The sequence below is a fragment of the Kineosporia sp. NBRC 101677 genome (genome assembly GCF_030269265.1).
GTDB classification, from domain to species: domain Bacteria; phylum Actinomycetota; class Actinomycetes; order Actinomycetales; family Kineosporiaceae; genus Kineosporia; species Kineosporia rhizophila.
Map to the genome: position 1 here is coordinate 1 of NZ_BSTA01000003.1, position 17,762 is coordinate 17,762.

The following is a 17,762-nucleotide window of genomic DNA, read 5'->3' on the forward strand; positions in this document are numbered from 1 at the left end:
CCCAAAAGCCAGCGGGCAGCTCCCACTCTCTACGCCATCCTCCGCGAACTCCAGTACCTGATCGCGACCTGGCGCGGGATCTGCCCCCAATGCCACCAACTCGTACCAACCTAACAAAGCACTACTAGGGTGGGTCTCATGCGAATCGGGGTGATCGCCTCGGTCGCGCATCGCACGCCGCCGCGGGCATACGGGCCGTGGGAACAAGTGGCCTCCACATTGGCCGAAGGGCTGGTCGCCCGCGGGCACGAGGTGACCCTCTTCGCCACCGCCGATTCCATCACCGCAGCGCGGCTGCACGCCGAGAGTCCCACGGGTTACGAAGAGGACCGATCGCTCGACGCCAAGGTCTACGAGTGCCTGCACATCTCGGCGGCCTTCGAGCGCGCGGCGCAGTTCGACGTCCTGTCCAACCAGTTCGACTTCCTGCCACTGACCTACAGCCGCCTGGTGGACGTCCCGATGGTCACCACCGTCCACGGCTTCTCCTCACCCGCCATCGTCCCGGTGTACCGGGCGTATGCCGATGTGGCGCACTACGTCTCCATCAGTGATGCGGACCGGCACCCGGATCTTCCCTACCGGGCCACGATCCATCACGGGATCGACCTGGCCCAGTTCACCTTCCGCCCCGACCCGGGCGAGTACCTGCTCTTCATGGGGCGGATGCACCCTGACAAGGGCGCGCACCTGGCCATCGAGGTGGCCCGGCGCGTCGGTCTGCCCCTCGTCATGGCCGGGATCATTCAGGACGAGGCCTATTTCACCGAGCTGGTCCGGCCGCACATCGACCAGGCGAACGTCACCTACCTCGGCCCGGTGGGGCCCGCAGAACGCGACCGGCTGCTGGGCGGGGCGCTGGCCCTGCTGCACCTGATCGGCTTCGCCGAGCCGTTCGGCCTGTCGGTGGTGGAGGCTCTGGCCACCGGGACGCCGGTGATCGCTCATCCGCTGGGCTCGATGCCCGAGCTGATCCGGCCCGGCCGGACCGGTTATCTGGTTGAGACTTTGGAGAGCGCGGTCGCGGCGGTGGCCTCGGTGGCGGCCCTCGATCGTCGTACCTGCCGGGACGACGTCGAGGAGCGCTTCACCGACGCGCGGATGGTTCGCGCCTACGAAGACGTGTTCGCTGCCGTGACCGCAGACATCGCGTCAAGCAGCTCCTCCACGTAGGCCCAGGCCACCCCGATGCGGGCGTCCCCGATGCCGTAGGGCAGCCAGAGCCGCCCCTCGTGCACCACACCGCCGCACGAGTACACGACGTTGGGCACGTAGCCTTCTCGCTCGTCGGGGGCGGCCCGAAGGAACGGCTCGTCCAGCCGGGCCAGCACCCGGCGCGGGTCGTCCAGATCCAGCAGCAGGGCCCCGATCGCGTACACCCGCATCGGCCCCACACCGTGGGTCAGCACCAGCCAGCCCCGGTCGGTCTCGATCGGCGAACCGCAGTTGCCCACCTGCAGGACCTCCCAGGGCAACTGCGGCACCTGCAGGGGAACCGGTTCGTCCCAGAGGAAACCGTCGGCCGAGCGCGCGAGACTGGTGCTCTCGCCGTCCGAGCGGCACAGGGCCAGGTACTCGCCGCCGACGCGCCGCGGGAACAGGGCCATGCCCTTGTTCCGGGCCGCCGGGCCGGCCAGGCGGTGGGCGTGGAAGGTGCGCAGATCGGGGCTGGTGAGCAGCCGGGGCGCGATGCGGTGCCCGTCGTAGGCGGTGTACGTGGCCCGGTACTCGAGGCTGCCGTCGTCCTCGGTGAACTGCACGAAGCGGGCGTCCTCGAGCCCGTTGCTCTCCTCTTCGGTGGCCGGGAAGAGCACCCGCTGACTGAGCTCGACATCCTCGGGAAAGCTCACCTGGTAGGCGGAAGTCACGAGGTGACGCACCTGTTCCAGGGTGGCCTGGCCACCGGTGTGCCCCAGCAGGTTCTGGTGCACCCCCGCAACCGCGGCCTCCAGGCCGGCCTCGGTGAAGTGTTCCGGCAGGGCCGCCAGCAGGCTGTGGGCCAGCCCGTCGACCGCGCCACGGTCGGCCAGTACGGCCCGTAGATGATCGCGGCGCCAGCGGGCGGAGGAGTTGACCCCGACGACGGCGGGCAGCCGGCGCGGCTCGAAGACCCACTTCTCGCCCGGCCCGGCCACCGCGCTACAGAAACCGATCGAGGACAGGTGGCCCTCACCGATCGAGCGCAGGCTGATCGCCAGGCGCACCTGGCCGGCTTCCAGCCCGCTCTGGTCGGGGTGCGCGACTGCGCTGGGATTGCAGATCGCCGCCCCCTCCAGGGCGTACTCGTTGGTGAAGGTGGCCCCCATCAGCAGAGTCCGGTCCGGTGTCATCGGGACTTGCCGCGGCACGGGTGGATGGACCATCGAGGCGTGCGCGCGCAGCAGGTCCGGATAGCCCCGGTGGCGGCTGGAGAAGTCCTTCAGGAGCTGGGCCGCGAGCCGTTGTACTTCCGGCTCGGGCAGGTCCAGGACGCGTTCGGCCACTGCGGCGCGGCGCGATCGCCCAGGCGTCAGTTCCTCCCCCGGCACGAACAACCGCGCGATCACCCGCTCGGGCTGGGGCAGCACCGAGGCACCGGTGTCATGGGCCAAGCTCACGAGAACACCCCCAGGCGCTGGGCCTGCTGGGCGGTGGAGAGAGCGGCCAGGGTGGACTCCGCTCCCTGATTGAGGTTTCGGCCCGCCCTGAGCAGGCCGTCGAATCCGGCGCCGGTCTCGGCGTCGAACATCGGCGTCCGGGAGTCGTTGTCGCCCAGGAACCAGGCCCAGGCCGTCCGGACACCCCGTCGCCAGCGTTCGTCACCGCTCAGGTCGTAGGCCCGGGCACAGGCATCGGCCAGGCTCGAGACCTCGATCGGCTGCTGGTCGAACCCCGGCTCCGCAGCGGCCCGGTCCCGGCCACCGACAGGGGTCACCGAGAAGTGCCGGTCGCGGGTCTCGATGCGGACCAGGAAGTCCAGCAGTCGGAATCCGTGATCCAGGGCGGCCCGGTCCTGCAACACCGTCCCGGCCACGATCATCGCTTCGGGAACGGCCGCGTTGGCGTATCTCAGCCGCCGCTCCGGCCAGGGCCAGAACGGGTCCACCATGGCCGCGGAGGGCACCCCGACCGTGCGCACGACATCCCTCAGCAGTTCCCGGGCGTCCTCGTTACCTGGATCCGCTGCGGCCACCTCGGTCGCGCCCAGGGCGGCGAAGACCCCAGGACGCAGATGATGGGGGCTGACTCGGGCCCGGGAGGCCACGGTGAAGCCGTCCATCGCCTGCCGGCGCAGTTCCAGGGTGGGCCCGCGGGTGGCGGCCACGCCCAGACCCCACACGGCCCGGCCCCACCAGTCACCGGCGACGGGTGCGTCGGCCCAGCTGCCGTCTGCGCGCATCCGGTTGTGGAAGCTCCCGTCGGGCTGCAGCGCGGCCAGGGTGAAGTCCAGGTACGTCTGGGCCAGTTCCTGGAGGCTGCGGTCGGGATCGGGCTCACGGCACACCACGACCAGGGCCCTGGACACGTCGTCCAGGCAGTAGCCGTGCTCAGGACGCGGCTGCTGATGATCGGCGTGCTCGAACAGCCCTGGGCCGGTGCTCAGCCGCCGCAGGTGCTCGAACCTCGGCCCGGGCGCGGTACGTGTACTCGTGGGGATCACACGTTCACCCGGTCCTTGATCAGGCGCTCGGCCAGGTTCAGGTAGCGCTGGGCCACCGCCGGCCAGAGCGTCCGGGGCGCCGCGACGACCGCGGCCCGGCTCATTCCCTCGGCGATGTCCCGGTGGGTCAGCAGGGTGCGCAGGGCCACGGCCAGGGCGGCCGGGTCACGATGGGGCACCAGCAGGCCGGCACCGGTGCTCAGAAGTTCCTGGGCGTGCGGGAAACGGGTGGCCACCACCGGCTTGGATGCGGCCACCGCCTCGCTGAGCACGCCCGAGGTCACCTGCTCGGTGGAGTCGTAGGGCAGCAGGACGATGTCTGCCTGGGCCACCAGATCGTTGAGCTCGTCGCTGGTCAGGTAGCGGCTGTCGAAGATCACCGACTCGTCCAGACCCAGCTCGTGGGCTCGGGCCTGAAGCCCGTGGCGGTAGCTCTCGCCCGCATGGGCCAGAACCTTCGGGTGAGTCTGGCCGGCCACGACGTAACGCGGTGCCGGGCTCAGGTCCTGCAGCAGGGCCATCGCCTCCACGCCCCACTCGATCCCCTTGCCCGGCCCGATCAGGCCCCAGGTGAGGATCGTCGGGCGGTTCGCGGCGCCCGGGCTGACCGGGGCCGACGGCAGGGACGTGATCGGGGCACCGTGCGGGATCACGCTCACCTTGGCCATGTCCACGGCGTAGCCACCGGCCAGGCGGTCGCGTGCGGTCATGGTCATCGTGACCACCGCACCGGCCAGGCCCGCAACCATCTCCAGCACCGCGCGCTGACCAGGGGTGGGCTCGCTCAGCACGGTGTGCAGGACGACGATCGAGGGCACCGTCAGGGCGGCCAGCAGCGGCAGGATCTCATCGCCGTCGGCGCCGCCGTAGATGCCGTACTCGTGCTGGATGATCGCCACGTCCCCCTGGTTCAGCAGGGCGGCCGCACGCAGACCGCCGCCGGCCTCCCCCGCGACGAGGCTGCCCACCACCTCCTCGGAGGCCGCCGGCGCCGGGCGGTCGACGGCCTGGATCACACGGCCCGGGCCGCCACCGGCCGTCTCCAGTTCGCGGTACAGCGCTGCGGTGAAGGTGGCCAGGCCACAGCGGGTGGGCGGGTACGAACTCACGTAGCCGAATCGGGTCGTCATGGCTCGGGGGCCTTTCGGTCGAGCGGCACCCCCAGCAGGCTCGAGACCTGCGGGCGGTCGCTCCGACACCCCACCTGCGCAAGGAATCGGCTCTTTCGAGCATCGGCGGAATACCGGTCGGTTCAGCGACCTGGAAGCCGAGAGACACCATGACTGTACCTGCATGGCAAAGCCCGCCGGTTCTCGCCGCCGTACCAGGCCTCGATCCGACGGCGCCGACGCTCGCCCCGGAGACCAGCGACGATCTCGGGGGGGCGCGGTCCGGTCAGAAGCGGTTCAGTTCCAGAGCACCTGTGGCCCTCCCGGCGCTGGAGACCTTCTTGCCGAACATCTGGCAGATCCCGGTGATCTGGGCTTCCGCAAGGGCCGCACTGAATTTGAGACGGCGTGGGTCTCGTTGGTCGGTGGCGTACGGACGGGTGTTGGTCTCGCCGGCGAACGTGCGCCGGCCGTCAGCACTGGCGTACGTGGCGCTGATGCTGCCGAAGGTGGCACCGTCATGGCCCCAGATCGTGCCGCAGGACGTCTTCGTCCGGACAATCCCCAGGCCGTAACCGCTGGGGGCACCGAAGTAGTGCGTGGCATCGACCGTGGTGCGCATCTGCCGCATTTGCAATGCAGGCAGCACCTTTCCGGCCAGCAGGCCGGAATAGAAGGTGCTGAGGTCCTGGGCGGTGGAGACCACGGCTCCGGCCGCCCCGGCCCAGCTGAGCGGCCACCCGGTGGTATCGGTGTACTGCACGGGTTTGGCGCCTACATCGGCCAGGTAGGTGTGCGCGTAACCGCGGCCGGTGCGGTTGGGGAAGGGGTCGGCCAGGTAGGTGTCGTGCAGGCGCAATGGCCGGGCGATGCGCAGTTCCAGCAGGGTGGCCAGCGACTTCCCGGTGACCTCTTCCAGCATCTTCCCGATGATCACGTAGTTGGTGTTGGAGTAGGCCCAGCCGGCGCCGGGGGCGAAGACCGGCGGATGCGAGAAGGCCGCATGGAGAAGGCGTTCCGGGCTCACCGGCGTTTCCGGTGCGGCCAGCAGTTGCCCGGTCAGCGGCCCGTCGTCGGTGTAGTTGAACAGCCCGGAGGTCTGCTGCAGCAACATGCGCACGGTGATGTTCGCGCCGTTGGGTATCCGGTCCGGCAAGTACCGCTCGATCGGGGCATCCAAGGCCACCTTGCGCTCAGACACGAGTTGGAGGGTCAGGACGGCCATGAAGGTCTTGGTCTGGCTGCCGGCCTCGTACTGGTCCTGGTTGCGGAGCTTGCGCTTGGTCGCACGGTCGGCCAGCCCTGCGGTGGCGGTGCGAACGGTGCGCCCGTCGTTCACCCGGGCCAGGTGGCCGACGGGCCCGGTTCTGACCACGGCCTGGGCGGTTCGCTGCAGATCGCTCAGCTCGGCCGCATCAGCCGGGCCGGCCAGAGCACCGATGAAGAGAGTCACCGCCAGCGCATGGAGCAGCATCGGGTCGGGTCTCCCTCGTGGCCGGGCGTAGGCGTCCGGTGCATCTTGCCGAACGCCGTACGCCGACCTGGAGCTCCCACGCCGAACAGGGGCGGCTCAGACCACCGTGACGGGGTGCTTGACCACAGCATCGAAGAGGTAGCCGAAGGAATTGAACTCCGCCACCTCCGGCTGGGTGTTGCCGTGTTCGTCGACCGCCCGTGCCCGCACCTCGTAGGAACCCGCCGAAGGCCGCCACGGGATGCTCCAGCGCGACCAGCCGTCCCGAGCGGAGGGGCCGTGCGGGATTGCGCGGCGCCAGCTGGCTCCGTCGGTGCTGACCTCGACGTGCCGGATCCGGCCACCGCCCGACCACGAGCGTCCGGTCAGCACCTGAGGGCCGGCGGGGACACTGGCGGGGAAGGGCAGCTCGAAGGCGCTCCTCACGACCTGCCGGGTCAGCGGGCCGCTGCCCTCGGGCGGGTAGTCCGGCCCGAAGCGCCGGTAGTAGTTGGTGGACCAGGGAGAGCTCAGGGGCTCGTTGGACACCTCGATGCCCACTTGATCGACGCAATGCCGATCCACGACGGCACCACGACCCGCACCGGGAATCCGTGGTCGGGTGGCACACGAGGGCATGCAACGACTCTGTTCCCGAATAAGGCCTTCATATTCTGTACGAAGTTGGTCTAAATAGTGCTGACTCGCGGCCCGCTCAGGCTGGCCAACCCGCACGGACCGGCCCGACGTCGCAAGGGATCGTGTTGTCAGGTCGGATCAGCAAGCCAGTGACTAGGGCGAGGCCGTGACACCCAACCGCAACTGGCCGTAGGCGCCTCTGTTGAAGACCGTCAGTGAGAGAAGGGTCCCGACCGGCGGGAAGTCATCCAGCCCCCCAGGCGTGCTCATCCCCAGGGCCGGGACGTTGACGTGCCCGAAATCGCCGACGTCGAGCAAATAGACGCCGACTCCGAACTGGTGGGCGCAGACGACGCCTCGTGTCACGGAATGCTCCGGCACCGAGGACAGGGGCGGGCGGGGCGGCTGATTGTGCATGCATCGCGCATCGGGCACCTGGATCTCCTCACTCGTGCAGCAGTCGCCTCGAGCGTGCTTCGTTCAACCGGAGAAGGCCGATCCCAGGAGCCGGGCACGAAGGGCTTCAGACTCAGCGACCACGGCCAGGTGCTCGCGAGCCGGCCGACGCAGCCCTCCCACGACCTCCGCCCAGACCTGGTCCGGCAGGGACAGGACCTGCTCGCTATCCAGACAAGCGATCAGTGCACTGAATTCGCGCTCCGCGTCGAGAAACGCACACAGGCCCAGCGCGGCTCCCACCTGCCGCTCGGTTCTCAGGAGGGGCAGACGCCGGAGAATCGCAGTCCGTTGTGCCCCGGTGGTGCGACGGCTCCCCAGGTCGTTGTGCAGGGAACGCAGCGTCTCCTCGACGAGTCCCGCTGCCGGTTGAAGATCGTTGATGTCTTTCGCCAGTCCGGTCAGCGCCCTGGACGTGTTCTCCGCACGCACCAGGAACAGCAGGACGTCCACCCGGCCCTGCTCGACCGCGGCCGCACGTATCCGGGCGAGCACGTTCTCGGCCAGATCTTTCAGGGCTGTCCCGGCGCCGGAACGCCGCGTCAGACGTTGGACGACGTCGGTCTCGGGCCAGGGCAGCACGCCCACTGCAGCCAACGCCACCCGCGTCAGATCCGTCACCTGAGGGTCCTCCAGCGCCCGATCACGCAGAAGATCGCGTTGCTGAGGTGTGACTCCGACGGCGGCCCGTTCCAGGACCTGCGGCCACCGGCCTCCCCTGAAGAAGGCGTCCGGATCGACCGGGACCGGCGAGTCCGACCACGCGAACTGCTCGGCCCCACCCTCCGGGTCGTAGACGATGTGCGGATCCTGACGCAGCCCCGGTTCCGCCCTCTTGACGGCCTTGTTGGCATCGCTCTTGGACACGTTGAGCTCGATCAGGCGCGCGACGATCGTCTGGGTGGTCATGACGACTGCCTCCTCCCGGAGAAGCTGTCGCACGACGTCGTCGGCGGACTTCGTCAACTGCCGGCCGACCGCCGCCCCGTCGGCGAAGACCTGGGCCGCAAGGCTGCCATCGGGCGCCCACCTCACCCCGGACGGACGCCGCGGCACCTCGACCGGCTGCTCCCCCGTCCACGTGACCACGTATCCAGCGCCTTGTGGCTGAGCCCGTCCGATCTCTTCGATCCCGTTGCGCCGACGAACCCATACCTCAGAAGCTGCCACACCCACACAGTAGCCCTCGGCCTGGTCCGTATCTGACACCGTGGGCACCTGGTCGGCAAAGGACAAAGCGCAGCAAACTTTTGGCCGGAGAACTGCGCGTGCGCACTCAGGAACGGGCGACGTCTGAGCTGTTCTCAACATCCTCGGCCGCGGTCCTGGCCCAGGACGCCAGCAGGTCCAGCCGATCGGCAGACGCCGAGCCGGGCTCGGCGGTGTAGACCAGCATGACCAGGCCGGGCTCGTCGGTCAGGGCCAGTTCCTGGAACGCCAGTGTGACCTCACCGACGACCGGGTGATTGAACCGCTTCGTCCCCGCACCGTGGGTACGCACGTCATGAGCCCCCCATAAACGTCGGAAAAGCTCGCTTCGCGTGGACAATTCGCCCACCAGGTCCTGGATCGACCGGTCATGGGGGTCGCGCCCGGCCTCTGCGCGGATGATCGCGACGCACATGTCGGCGAACAGTTCCCAGTCGGGGTAGAAGTCACGTGAGGCCGGGTCGAGGAATTGAAAGCGGGCCAGGTTCACCGGCCGGCCACCATCACCGATCGCCGGCGCGTAGAACGCCCGCCCGAGCGCGTTCATCGCCACGACGTCCTGGTGGGCGTTGCGCACGATGGCCGGGCCTCCGGTGATCGCCTCGAGCATCCACTGCATGGCCGGCCGCGAATCGACGGGTTTGTTCGGGCGGCGGCGGGGCCGTCGGGCGGCGGGGATGCCGTCGGCGGCCCGGGCCAGGTCGAGCAGGTGCGCGTGCTCCGTCCTGTCGAGCTTCAGGGCCTGGGACAGGGCATCCAGCACAGATGCGGACGCACCAGCGATGTCGCCGCGCTCGATCCGCGAGTAGTACTCGACGCTGATCCCGGCCAGGACGGCGACCTCGGCGCGGCGCAGCCCGGCCACGCGCCGGTTCACCCCGGTGGGAAGACCTGCATCCTTCGGGGTGAGCTTGGCGCGGCGCGACATCAGGAAGTCACGCACCTCCGACCGGTTGTCCATACGCTCGAGGCTAGGCCCACCAGCAGCCGCGTGGGGTTCCCTGCCAGTACGTCCTTCGACAGTGACTCCCACCGGACTGCCGAGAAGTGTTGTCTGTAACCGCGGACGCCGTTGTCGGCACTCCCCTGTCCAAACCGTGCAAATCCGCTCCTTTGCCCACCCAGCAAGCCTCTTTGGAGAACCATGCTGAACGTCAACGCCATCGCCGCGCCCTCCGCGACCGGCGACCTGGTCCGCACCACGATCCAGCGCCGCGACGTCGGCCCGAAGGACGTGCTGATCCAGATCCGCTACGCCGGGATCTGTCACTCCGACATCCACACCGTCCGGGGCGAATGGGGTCCGATCGCCTACCCGCAGGTCGTCGGGCACGAAATCGTCGGCGTCGTCACCGAAGTCGGCACCGACGTCTCCAAGCACGCTGTCGGGGACCGGGTCGGCGTCGGCTGCATGGTCAACTCCTGCCGCGAGTGCGAGAACTGCAAGGCCGGCATGGAGAACTACTGCCTCAAGGGCAACACCCAGACCTACACCTCCCTCGACCGCGACGGCACCATCACCCAGGGCGGGTACAGCACCCACGTCGTGGTGGACGAGGACTTCGTCCTCAAGGTCCCCGAGGCCATCCCCTACGAGGCGGCCGCTCCCCTGCTGTGCGCCGGGATCACCACCTACTCGCCGCTGGCCCACTGGAACGCCGGCCCCGGCAAGAAGGTCGCCGTCGTGGGCATGGGTGGCCTCGGCCACCTGGCCGTGAAGATCGCCGTGGCCAAGGGCGCTGAGGTGACGGTGCTTTCGCGTGGATTGTCCAAGAAGGAGGACGGCCTGCGCCACGGAGCCAAGGACTACCGCTCCACCAGCGAGGAGGCCACCTTCACCGACCTGGCCAACACGTTCGACCTGATCATCAACACGGTCAGCGCCCCGGTCGACCTGAACGCCTACCTGCGCCTGCTGCGCCTGGACGGCACCCTGGTCAGCGTCGGCGCCCCGCCCGAGCCGCTCCCGGTGGGCGTGTTCACGCTGTTCGGCAATCGCCGCTCGTTCGCCGGCTCCAGCATCGGCAGCATCGCCGAGACCCAGGAGATGCTCGACTTCTGCGCAGCGAACGGGATCGCCCCGGAGATCGAGGTCGTCGACGCCTCCCAGGTCAACGACGCCTACAAGCGCGTCCTTTCCTCGGACGTGCGCTACCGGTTCGTCATCGACATCGACACCCTGCGCTGATCCGGCCCCGACGGGCCTCGACGACTTCCTCGACGTGCTGCACCGACCACTCGGTAAGGGCCTTGAGCGGACCCCGGCGGGTCTGGCCGAGCGGCGTCAGCTCGTACTCCACCCGGATCGGGGCCTTCGGGTACACCGTGCGCACCAGCAGCCCGTCGCGCTCGAGGGTGCGCAGCGTCTGGGTGGACATCTTCTCGCTGATCCCCTCGAGCTCCTGCCGCAACTGCCGCCGAGCAGTACACGAACTCCGGCGACCTGCGGCGCCTGATCGGAGGGCCCACCGCGACCCCGGCCGAGACGATCGCCGTCGCACTCCGCTGATCAGGGTCAGGACTCACCGGTCCGCAACCTGGACTCATCCGCAACCTGGACTCAGCCGCAACCTGGACTCAGCCGGTCGTCCTGCCCTCGAGCATCAGGCGCGTCTCGGTCACCCGGAACCCGGCCCGGTCGAACGCAGCGGCCATCGGAACATTAATGACGTCGGTGGTGGCGGTAACGCGCTCGGCTCCGGCGTCCGCGTGGAGGCGGATGACCGGTTCCCCGTCCGGTGCAGTGGCGACGCGCCACCAGGCCCGCTCGCCGGGGCAGTTGAGGTAGAAGTTGTAGTCGTCGCGGGCCTGGGCTGCCGGGTCCATCACCACCAGCGCCCTGCGGGTGGTGACATCGAGTGTGCCAACCGCAGCCTGTTCGAAGAGAGCGAGGAACTCCTGCTCGTCGCCAGCACGAAAGCGCAGACGCTGCGAGGAAGTTGGGTGCTGGTCGCCGGGGATCCACTCATACTGAAGCCGTTCCGTCTGCTCGCTCAGACCGGCGAGGGCCGCAGCTGCGACGCGCCAGGACACCGCGTCGACGGAGGCCGGGTCGCGGCGCCAGTGCGTGGGCAGGGTGAGCTGGTACTCAGGGGGATGTCTCACAGCGGTAAAGCCGGCGTGAGCCTGCTGCAGGAGGTGCCCAGCGACGGCGGCACGGTCGTCGACACGCTCCAGCAGGTGCAGGCAGTCCAGCGCCAACGGGGTGACGCTGTCGGACCGGCCCCACCACAGGGCGCGGCCGACCACGACGCCCTCGTCGTCCAGGACCAGCCAACTCCACGGCAGGCGCATCTGCCCGGCCGCCAGTTCCTCACGGAGCCGGTCCGGGCCGATGCCGCCGATCACCGGGTCGACCGGAAAGGCGAGCAGAGTCTCGAGATCGCGCGCGGTGGCGGGGCGAAAGTGCAAGAGACCCTGCTTAGCCGTCGGTGGCCAGAAGCAGCAAGCGAGTATCGATCACGCTGAGCGGGGACCTGACGGAACGCTCCGCACGAGAAAGGCGCCCTTGGCCCGGGAAGGGTCCACCACTCGTCCGTTCTGGACGATCTCGACCTGCCCGGCGGCCACCAGCCGCCGGGCAGCAGCCCGGGCCGCCTCCCGGTACTGCTGCTCGTCCCCGAGCCCGAGCGAGCGCAGCGCCTCGCTCGGGTCCACGCCCGCTCCTCGGGCCCGGTGACGTACGAGTTCCAGGATGCTCCCCTCGAGTCTCCGCCCCACGTCGCCGACCCTGGTGCGACGGCATGCCTGCGAGCAGTAGCGGATCTCGTCCCAGTTCGCGGCCCACTTCTTGCGCCACGCGATGGTGCGCCCGCACGACGCGCAGACCTTGGTGGGGGAAGAACCCATGGCAGACCTTTCGCTCAGGCCGCGCCCTGCTCCAGCGTGGGGTAGTCGGTGTATCCGTGGGCGCCACCAACATAGAAGGTGCTCGGGTCGGGGGCGTTCTCGGTGGCGCCCTCGTGCCAGCGGGCCACCAGGTCCGGGTTGGCGATCACGGCGCGGCCGACTGCGACGGCGTCGGCGTGGCCGTTGCGGACCAGGTCGATGGCCTCGGAGCGGGTGGTGTTGACCGAGAAGCCCGAGTTCAGGATGACCGGCGCCTGGACGGTCTTGCGGAACTGCTGCACCAGCGTCCCGGACGGCTCGACGTGCAGGATGTCCACGAACGCCAGGCCCAGCGGCGCCAGCCCTTCGGCCAGCGCGGTGTAGGTAGCAGCCAGATCCTCCTGGTCGTCCTCCACCACGCCCTGGATGTTGTGCTCGGGCGAGATGCGCAGGCCCGTGCGCTCGGCCCCGATGGCCTCGGCGACCGCAGTCAGGATCTCGATCGCCAGGCGGGCCCGGTTGGCCGGGGAGCCCCCGTACTCGTCCGTGCGCTGGTTGGAGGCCTTGCCCAGGAACTGGTGCACGAGGTAGCCGTTGGCCGCGTGGATCTCCACGCCGTCCAGGCCCGCCTCGACAGCATTGCGCGCAGCCGTCACGAAACCCTCGATTATGGACGGGATCTCGCCTCCAGTCAGCGCTTCGGGCACCGGCAGGGCGGCCTTGCCGCCGTCTGCCGTCCGGATCTCGCCGGGAGCAGCCAGGGCGCTGGGGGCAACCGTGCGCCCGGTGCCGGTGATCGAGGGGTGCGAGATGCGGCCTCCGTGCATGATCTGCGCGACGATCCGGCCGCCGGCCTCGTGCACCGCGTCGGCGACCCGGCGCCAGCCGGCGATCTGCTCGGGGGTCTGCAGGCCGGGCTGCCCCATCCAGGTGCGCCCCTCGATGATCGGCCAGGTTCCCTCGGTGACGATCAGGCCGAGGGACGCGCGCTGACGGTAGTACTCGACGTGCAGGTCGGTGGGCACCCCGTCGGGCTCGGTGCGGGTACGCGTCAGGGGCGCCATGACCAGGCGGTTCGACAACTGCAGGGCGCCCAGGGTGAGAGGGGTGAACAGCTTCTCGGGGCGGGGCTGGGGCGTCACGTGGGTTCCTCGATCTTGCTTCCGGGCACGCCGGTGGTGGCATGCGGTCAACGACTGGGACGCTAGCCCGAGTTGGTACTGAGTACCAGTCGGGGACGCAGTAGACTCCATCACGTGACTGATGTGCCGCAAAGGCCCCAGATCCGACCCGGTCCCGGCTCACTGCGCGAGCGGACCCGGCAGGCGATGCGCGCCGAAGTGAGCGGCATCGCGACCCGGCTGTTCGCCGAGCAGGGCTGCACCAACACCACGGTGGAGCAGATCGCCGCCGAAGCGGGGCTGTCCCGCACCACGTTCTTCCGCTACTTCGGCACCAAGGAAGACGTGGTCCTGATCTGGATCGAGGAGCTGGGCCCCGAGCTGGCCGAGGCCCTCGCCGCGCGACCCGGCACCGAATCCCCCTGGCAGGCCCTGCGCCGCACGTTCGACATCCTCCTGGAGCTCAACGGCGCCACGCTGGAGCAGGCCATGGAGTTCGAGCGGATGCTCGAGGCGAATCCCACGATGCGCGCGCGACGGCGGGAGAAGCAGCACCGCTGGGAAGAACTCCTGCGCCCCCTGATCGCCGCTCGGCTGCCCCAGGACGGGCCGGCCGAGCAGGACCCCCGCCCCCGCGCCCTGGCGGCCTCGGCGGTCGAGTGCTGGAACGCAGCCCTGGACACCTGGCGCGTCTGCGGCGGGGCGGTGCCCCGGGAAGTGCTGCTCGACCGGGCCATGGACGCGGTCGGCCAGTAACCCCTCAGCCGACGGGCAGGCCGACCTGGTCGTCTTCGAGCCTGCGGCGCAGGACGGAGACGGCAGCGGCCACCACGGCCAACTGCTCGGCGTCGAGGTCCAGCAGCTGAGCGAGCCGCTCCTCGACCGTGCCGCGGGCCGTCTCCAGGACGTCGCGCCCGGCCTCGGTCAGCTCCAGCAGCGAGGAACGCCGGTCGGCGGGGTTGGGCACCCTCTGCACCCAGCCCAGGTTCTGCAGCCGGTCGATGCCCTTGCTGGTGGCCCCGATCCCGATGGCGAAGCTGACGGCGAGGTCCCCGACCCGCGAGCCGGGATGCTCGTTCAGGTGGCTGAGGAACTCGAACTGGCCCATCGAGATGCCGTGCCGGGCGCGGACCTCCTCGGCCAGGGCGTTGTAGAGCCGGGTCTCCAGGCGCACCAGATCGTCGAAGAAGCCCCAACTAGATGCCATGGCATGTACATTACTCGAGGCAAGTAGATGCCTGGGCATATAGTTCCTGGGCATGTTTCTCGAGGGAGTTCACGATGAGCGAGCAGCAACGCCGGGCCGCGGACAGCGAACTGCGACGGCCGGCACCCTCTGCACCCGCTGAGCCGGCCTCGATCCAGGAACAGCGGGCCGGATTCGCGGCCCTGATGGCGAACCTCGGGCAGGTACCGAAGGGCTGGCGGCGCGGAACCGGCACGCTCGGCGGCCGACCGGTGGTGACGGTCGAGACGGAGGGCGAGGCGCGGCCCGGCACGATCCTGTACTTCCACGGTGGGTCGTGGAGCCTGGGCTCACCCGAGACCGCGATCGCCCTGACCGCGAATCTGGTTGTGCGCAGCGGGGTCCGGGCAATCTCGGTGGACTACCGACTGGCCCCCGAACACCCGTTCCCGGCCGCCGTCGAGGACGGGGTCGCCGCCTATCGGGAACTGCTGAGCCAGGGCACCGATCCGGCATCGGTGGTGTTCGCCGGAGACTCGGCCGGCGGCGGCCTCTCGGTCACCACCTGCCTGGCCGCCCGAGCAGCGGGCCTACCTGTACCGGCCGGGATCGTCGCCTTCTCACCCGGCCTGGACGCCACCCGCACCGGCGCCAGCATGGACAGCAAGGCCGGGATCGACCCCATCTTCACCCGCGAGGGCCTGGCCCCGGCCCTGGATCTGTACCAGGGCGACGCGGACGCGGCGCACGAACTGCTCAGCCCCGCCGTTCACGCCGACCTGACCGGACTTCCGCCCCTGCTGCTGCAGGTCGGCACCAACGAGGTGCTGCTGGACGACTCGACCCGGCTGGCCGAACGGGCCCGGCAGTTCGAGGTGGACGTGATCCTCGACGTGGTGGCCGGGGTGCCGCACGTGTTCCAGATCTTCGCGGGCCGGCTGGACGAGGCCGACGACGCCCTGGACCGTGCGGCCCTCTTCGTCACCCAGCGTCTGCGCCGGAGGTGACCTCGGCGCTCGCGTCGGGATGGAACCGCCACCGCCCTTCGGAGACCACGTCCGTGGTGCCGTCGACGACCCGGACGGCCGACTCGTCGTCGATGAAGTAGATGGGGAAGTCCGCCTGCCCGGCGATGCGATCGGCCCAGGCGTCGTCGCGTTCCGGGAAGTCGGGCGAGTACAGGTGCGGCTTGAGGTACCAGTCGAAGAGCCCGAAGGGTGACTCCACGGTGGTCGCACCGAGAAGGTGCAGATCGGCGCTGTCGCCGATGACGCGGGCCGAGTGCTCGGTGAGGTTACGGCTGAAGATCATCGACCCGGCGCTGAGCCCCACGTAGACGCGGCTCTCCAGGGCCTCCAGGAAGCCGTCGGCCAGATCGTTGCCGGTGATGCTGCGGGCCAGGTGGTAGTGGTTGCCACCGCTGCCGTAGACGACGTCGGCGTGCCGCAGTCGCTCGAGCACCACCTGCGGAGGCAGGCCGTTCAGGTCCAGGACGTCGAACTCGCGCCAGCCCAGGCCGTGCAGGCGGTTCATGTCCTCCAGGAGCCAGCCGTGGTCTCCCGGCTGGGCGACCGAGGCCGTGGGGATGTACACCACGTTGGCGGCCGCGAACGGCCTGCCCAGCATGTCCCGCAGCGCACCGAGCATTGAGCCGTTGCGCAGACCGCCCGACGTCAGCAGAAGATTCACCGCCCGAGCCAACCACAGCCGCCGAGAGGCCACAAAGCACTGCCCGGCAAGACCGCAGGACGAGGAGGAGAGCTTCCGCGCCTTCATGCAGAAGGAGTGGGACTCGCTGACCCGCACGGCCTATCTGCTGACCGGTGACCGGGACCACTCCGAAGATCTGGTCCAGACCGCGCTGGAGAAGACCCACCGCAGGTGACGCTCGGTCTCGGCGATGGACTCGCCCAAGGCCTACGTGCACCGCACGATGATCAACACGGTCACCTCGTGGCGGCGCAAGCGCAGCTTCGGCGAGGTGCCCCAGGAGCCCACCGACACCACCTACCAGCCGGGTGGATTCGAGCAGGTCGAACAGCACCACCAGTTGTTCGCCGGGCTGCAGGCGCTTCCGCCGCAGATGCGGGCGGTGCTGGTGCTGCGCTACTTCGAGGACCTCCCGGATCCCGAGATCGCCCGGATCCTGGGGTGTTCCGTGGGCAGCGTGAAGAGCCAGGGGTTTCTGGCCTTCGCCTACCGGGCGACAGATCAGGGCGAGATCGCGGACTACCAGGTGCTGATGCCGGCCGAGGGTGCCGCCGCCCGGCCCATCGCCTACCGCCTGTACGCCAAGAACGGCCGGGGCAAGACGAACAACGTCAACGTCGTTGCGCCACCCCAGCACCGAACGCCTCGAACTCACCGTGCAGGGCGAACAGCCGCAGTTGCTGGAACTGGACAGTTCCAGGAGTGCGCAGACCACCGTCGATCCCGGCGACCAGGCCACGGTGACGGCCTACGACAGTGCCGGCGACGAGATCGGTTCCACTCCCCTGCTCCCGTTCCGGGAGGCGGGCCCGCTCGGCGAGGCCAAGGGAACGCGTCTGGTGCCGTAAGCCCGGGGGGAACCGGAGGGGACGAGGGGGTGGGGGTGGCGTGCATGCGCCGCCCCCACCCACACGAGTTCTCGACGCATGTGTGCTCAGCCCGTACGCGCCCTCGCTGGACCGCACTGACCACGGTGCCCACCGGCGTCCATTGTTCGAGAGGATTGCCGATGCGCAGCGAGGCGACAGGAGACAATCGCCTGACACTTGAGCACACCAGGGAGCACCGAATGGCACGAACGACCGGGTCGGCGGCCCGTGGACGACAGAACAGCACCGGCTCACCGGAGTCCGAGGCGCCTCCGTCGACGCGTCCCGGCCCTGGAGCACGCGGCCAGCGGATGAGCGAGATGATCGACAGCGAGTACCGCGTGCTCGGCGCTCAGTTGCGCGCCGGCCGGCTGCCGGAGGCCGTGAGGACGTCGCGGCGACTCACCGAACTGGTGGAGTCGCTGCGCAACATCCAGCCCCCGGCCGGAGATCGGGGCAAGGCGGCACCCGCGGCACCCAAGGTTGCGCGGCCCCGCAAGGAGGGCCCGCGCAAGTAGGACGGCCTTCGGCCCTGGGTGCGC

At 69.6% G+C, this 17,762-nt stretch carries 19 protein-coding genes and 2 pseudogenes; 7 read left to right on the forward strand and 14 right to left on the reverse strand.

Going from position 1 to position 17,762, the window contains the following annotated elements; genetic code table 11:
• Positions 1-138: 138 nt before the first annotated feature.
• Positions 139-1,173 (forward strand): glycosyltransferase family 4 protein, encoded by a 1,035-nt coding sequence (locus QSK18_RS09515; protein ID WP_232812301.1) that lies wholly within the window; start codon positions 139-141, stop codon positions 1,171-1,173.
• Here the strand turns inward: QSK18_RS09515 and QSK18_RS09520 are convergent.
• From QSK18_RS09520 to QSK18_RS09555, 8 genes and pseudogenes are all read right to left on the reverse strand, one after another.
• A complete protein-coding gene (locus QSK18_RS09520; RefSeq protein WP_285617909.1) occupies positions 1,113-2,597 on the reverse strand; it encodes a glycoside hydrolase family 130 protein in 1,485 nt (494 codons plus the stop codon). The genes QSK18_RS09515 and QSK18_RS09520 overlap by 61 nt on opposite strands.
• Positions 2,594-3,640 (reverse strand): hypothetical protein, encoded by a 1,047-nt coding sequence (locus tag QSK18_RS09525; RefSeq protein WP_232812303.1) that lies wholly within the window; start codon positions 3,638-3,640, stop codon positions 2,594-2,596. Before QSK18_RS09525 ends, QSK18_RS09520 begins: the two co-directional genes overlap by 4 nt.
• Entirely contained in the window at positions 3,637-4,770 is a 1,134-nt protein-coding gene (locus tag QSK18_RS09530) for a glycosyltransferase (protein ID WP_232812304.1), read from the reverse strand. Before QSK18_RS09530 ends, QSK18_RS09525 begins: the two co-directional genes overlap by 4 nt.
• A gap of 265 nt (positions 4,771-5,035) precedes the next feature.
• Positions 5,036-6,223, reverse strand: coding sequence for a serine hydrolase domain-containing protein (locus QSK18_RS09535; RefSeq protein WP_285617918.1), 1,188 nt, complete (start codon positions 6,221-6,223; stop codon positions 5,036-5,038).
• Between the two features lie 96 nt (positions 6,224-6,319).
• A pseudogene (locus tag QSK18_RS09540) lies at positions 6,320-6,831 on the reverse strand (molybdopterin-dependent oxidoreductase); the annotation flags it as partial.
• Positions 6,832-6,994: 163 nt separating this feature from the next.
• Complete coding sequence (locus tag QSK18_RS09545) at positions 6,995-7,276, reverse strand: hypothetical protein (RefSeq protein ID WP_232812679.1); 282 nt, start codon at positions 7,274-7,276, stop codon at positions 6,995-6,997.
• A gap of 45 nt (positions 7,277-7,321) precedes the next feature.
• On the reverse strand, positions 7,322-8,206 hold the full coding sequence (locus tag QSK18_RS09550; protein WP_232812680.1) for a hypothetical protein: 885 nt from the start codon (positions 8,204-8,206) through the stop codon (positions 7,322-7,324).
• Between the two features lie 367 nt (positions 8,207-8,573).
• Positions 8,574-9,467: a helix-turn-helix transcriptional regulator gene (locus QSK18_RS09555; protein WP_232812681.1), complete on the reverse strand. Its 894-nt coding sequence runs from the start codon at positions 9,465-9,467 to the stop codon at positions 8,574-8,576.
• Between the two features lie 183 nt (positions 9,468-9,650).
• Between QSK18_RS09555 and QSK18_RS09560 the strand changes: the two genes are divergently transcribed.
• The gene (locus QSK18_RS09560; RefSeq protein ID WP_232812682.1) at positions 9,651-10,694 is read left to right on the forward strand and encodes an NAD(P)-dependent alcohol dehydrogenase; all 1,044 of its coding nucleotides are present in this window, start codon (positions 9,651-9,653) and stop codon (positions 10,692-10,694) included.
• Here QSK18_RS09560 and QSK18_RS09565 read toward each other — a convergent pair.
• The 4 genes from QSK18_RS09565 to QSK18_RS09580 all read right to left on the reverse strand — a co-directional run bounded on the left by QSK18_RS09565 (position 10,669) and on the right by QSK18_RS09580 (position 13,476).
• Positions 10,669-11,007: a winged helix-turn-helix transcriptional regulator gene (locus QSK18_RS09565; RefSeq protein ID WP_285617949.1), complete on the reverse strand. Its 339-nt coding sequence runs from the start codon at positions 11,005-11,007 to the stop codon at positions 10,669-10,671. The genes QSK18_RS09560 and QSK18_RS09565 overlap by 26 nt on opposite strands.
• A 76-nt stretch (positions 11,008-11,083) precedes the next feature.
• Positions 11,084-11,917 (reverse strand): hypothetical protein, encoded by an 834-nt coding sequence (locus QSK18_RS09570; RefSeq protein ID WP_285617951.1) that lies wholly within the window; start codon positions 11,915-11,917, stop codon positions 11,084-11,086.
• A 48-nt stretch (positions 11,918-11,965) separates the two neighbouring features.
• Complete coding sequence (locus QSK18_RS09575) at positions 11,966-12,355, reverse strand: DUF2256 and DUF3253 domain-containing protein (RefSeq protein ID WP_232812685.1); 390 nt, start codon at positions 12,353-12,355, stop codon at positions 11,966-11,968.
• A gap of 14 nt (positions 12,356-12,369) precedes the next feature.
• Positions 12,370-13,476, reverse strand: a complete 1,107-nt coding sequence (locus QSK18_RS09580) for an alkene reductase (RefSeq protein WP_285617954.1) — start codon at positions 13,474-13,476, stop codon at positions 12,370-12,372.
• Between the two features lie 114 nt (positions 13,477-13,590).
• Here QSK18_RS09580 and QSK18_RS09585 point away from each other — a divergent pair, with 114 nt between their 5' ends.
• Positions 13,591-14,211 carry a TetR/AcrR family transcriptional regulator gene (locus tag QSK18_RS09585; protein WP_285617956.1) on the forward strand — a complete coding sequence of 207 codons (621 nt, stop codon included), beginning with the start codon at positions 13,591-13,593 and terminating at the stop codon, positions 14,209-14,211.
• 4 nt (positions 14,212-14,215) lie between these two features.
• Here the strand turns inward: QSK18_RS09585 and QSK18_RS09590 are convergent, their stop codons facing one another.
• Positions 14,216-14,662, reverse strand: coding sequence for a MarR family winged helix-turn-helix transcriptional regulator (locus QSK18_RS09590; RefSeq protein WP_285617958.1), 447 nt, complete (start codon positions 14,660-14,662; stop codon positions 14,216-14,218).
• 74 nt (positions 14,663-14,736) lie between these two features.
• Here QSK18_RS09590 and QSK18_RS09595 point away from each other — a divergent pair, with 74 nt between their 5' ends.
• A complete protein-coding gene (locus QSK18_RS09595) occupies positions 14,737-15,648 on the forward strand; it encodes an alpha/beta hydrolase (RefSeq protein WP_285617960.1) in 912 nt (303 codons plus the stop codon).
• On the opposite strand, the gene QSK18_RS09600 is transcribed toward QSK18_RS09595, so the two are convergent.
• Positions 15,623-16,330, reverse strand: coding sequence for a Type 1 glutamine amidotransferase-like domain-containing protein (locus QSK18_RS09600; RefSeq protein ID WP_285617962.1), 708 nt, complete (start codon positions 16,328-16,330; stop codon positions 15,623-15,625). The two genes, QSK18_RS09595 and QSK18_RS09600, sit on opposite strands and share 26 nt — an antisense overlap.
• A gap of 244 nt (positions 16,331-16,574) precedes the next feature.
• Here QSK18_RS09600 and QSK18_RS36255 point away from each other — a divergent pair.
• The 3 genes and pseudogenes from QSK18_RS36255 to QSK18_RS09610 form a co-directional block, all read left to right on the forward strand.
• Positions 16,575-16,820, forward strand: a pseudogene (locus QSK18_RS36255) (sigma factor-like helix-turn-helix DNA-binding protein); the annotation flags it as partial.
• A gap of 151 nt (positions 16,821-16,971) precedes the next feature.
• Positions 16,972-17,199 (forward strand): hypothetical protein, encoded by a 228-nt coding sequence (locus QSK18_RS09605; protein ID WP_232812691.1) that lies wholly within the window; start codon positions 16,972-16,974, stop codon positions 17,197-17,199.
• Between the two features lie 332 nt (positions 17,200-17,531).
• Positions 17,532-17,738 (forward strand): hypothetical protein, encoded by a 207-nt coding sequence (locus QSK18_RS09610; protein WP_232812692.1) that lies wholly within the window; start codon positions 17,532-17,534, stop codon positions 17,736-17,738.
• Positions 17,739-17,762: the final 24 nt, after the last annotated feature.

What these genes read in the sequence shown, in the direction of transcription:
- QSK18_RS09575 (WP_232812685.1), bottom strand. Translation starts at nt 12,355, where the DNA reads ATGGGTTCTTCCCCCACCAAGGTCTGCGCGTCGTGCGGGCGCACCATC.
- QSK18_RS09550 (WP_232812680.1), bottom strand. Translation starts at nt 8,206, where the DNA reads ATGACCACCCAGACGATCGTCGCGCGCCTGATCGAGCTCAACGTGTCC.
- QSK18_RS09555 (WP_232812681.1), bottom strand. Translation starts at nt 9,467, where the DNA reads ATGGACAACCGGTCGGAGGTGCGTGACTTCCTGATGTCGCGCCGCGCC.
- QSK18_RS09610 (WP_232812692.1), top strand. Translation starts at nt 17,532, where the DNA reads ATGAGCGAGATGATCGACAGCGAGTACCGCGTGCTCGGCGCTCAGTTG.
- QSK18_RS09535 (WP_285617918.1), bottom strand. Translation starts at nt 6,223, where the DNA reads ATGCTGCTCCATGCGCTGGCGGTGACTCTCTTCATCGGTGCTCTGGCC.
- QSK18_RS09530 (WP_232812304.1), bottom strand. Translation starts at nt 4,770, where the DNA reads ATGACGACCCGATTCGGCTACGTGAGTTCGTACCCGCCCACCCGCTGT.
- QSK18_RS09560 (WP_232812682.1), top strand. Translation starts at nt 9,651, where the DNA reads ATGCTGAACGTCAACGCCATCGCCGCGCCCTCCGCGACCGGCGACCTG.
- QSK18_RS09590 (WP_285617958.1), bottom strand. Translation starts at nt 14,662, where the DNA reads ATGGCATCTAGTTGGGGCTTCTTCGACGATCTGGTGCGCCTGGAGACC.
- QSK18_RS09595 (WP_285617960.1), top strand. Translation starts at nt 14,737, where the DNA reads ATGAGCGAGCAGCAACGCCGGGCCGCGGACAGCGAACTGCGACGGCCG.
- QSK18_RS09515 (WP_232812301.1), top strand. Translation starts at nt 139, where the DNA reads ATGCGAATCGGGGTGATCGCCTCGGTCGCGCATCGCACGCCGCCGCGG.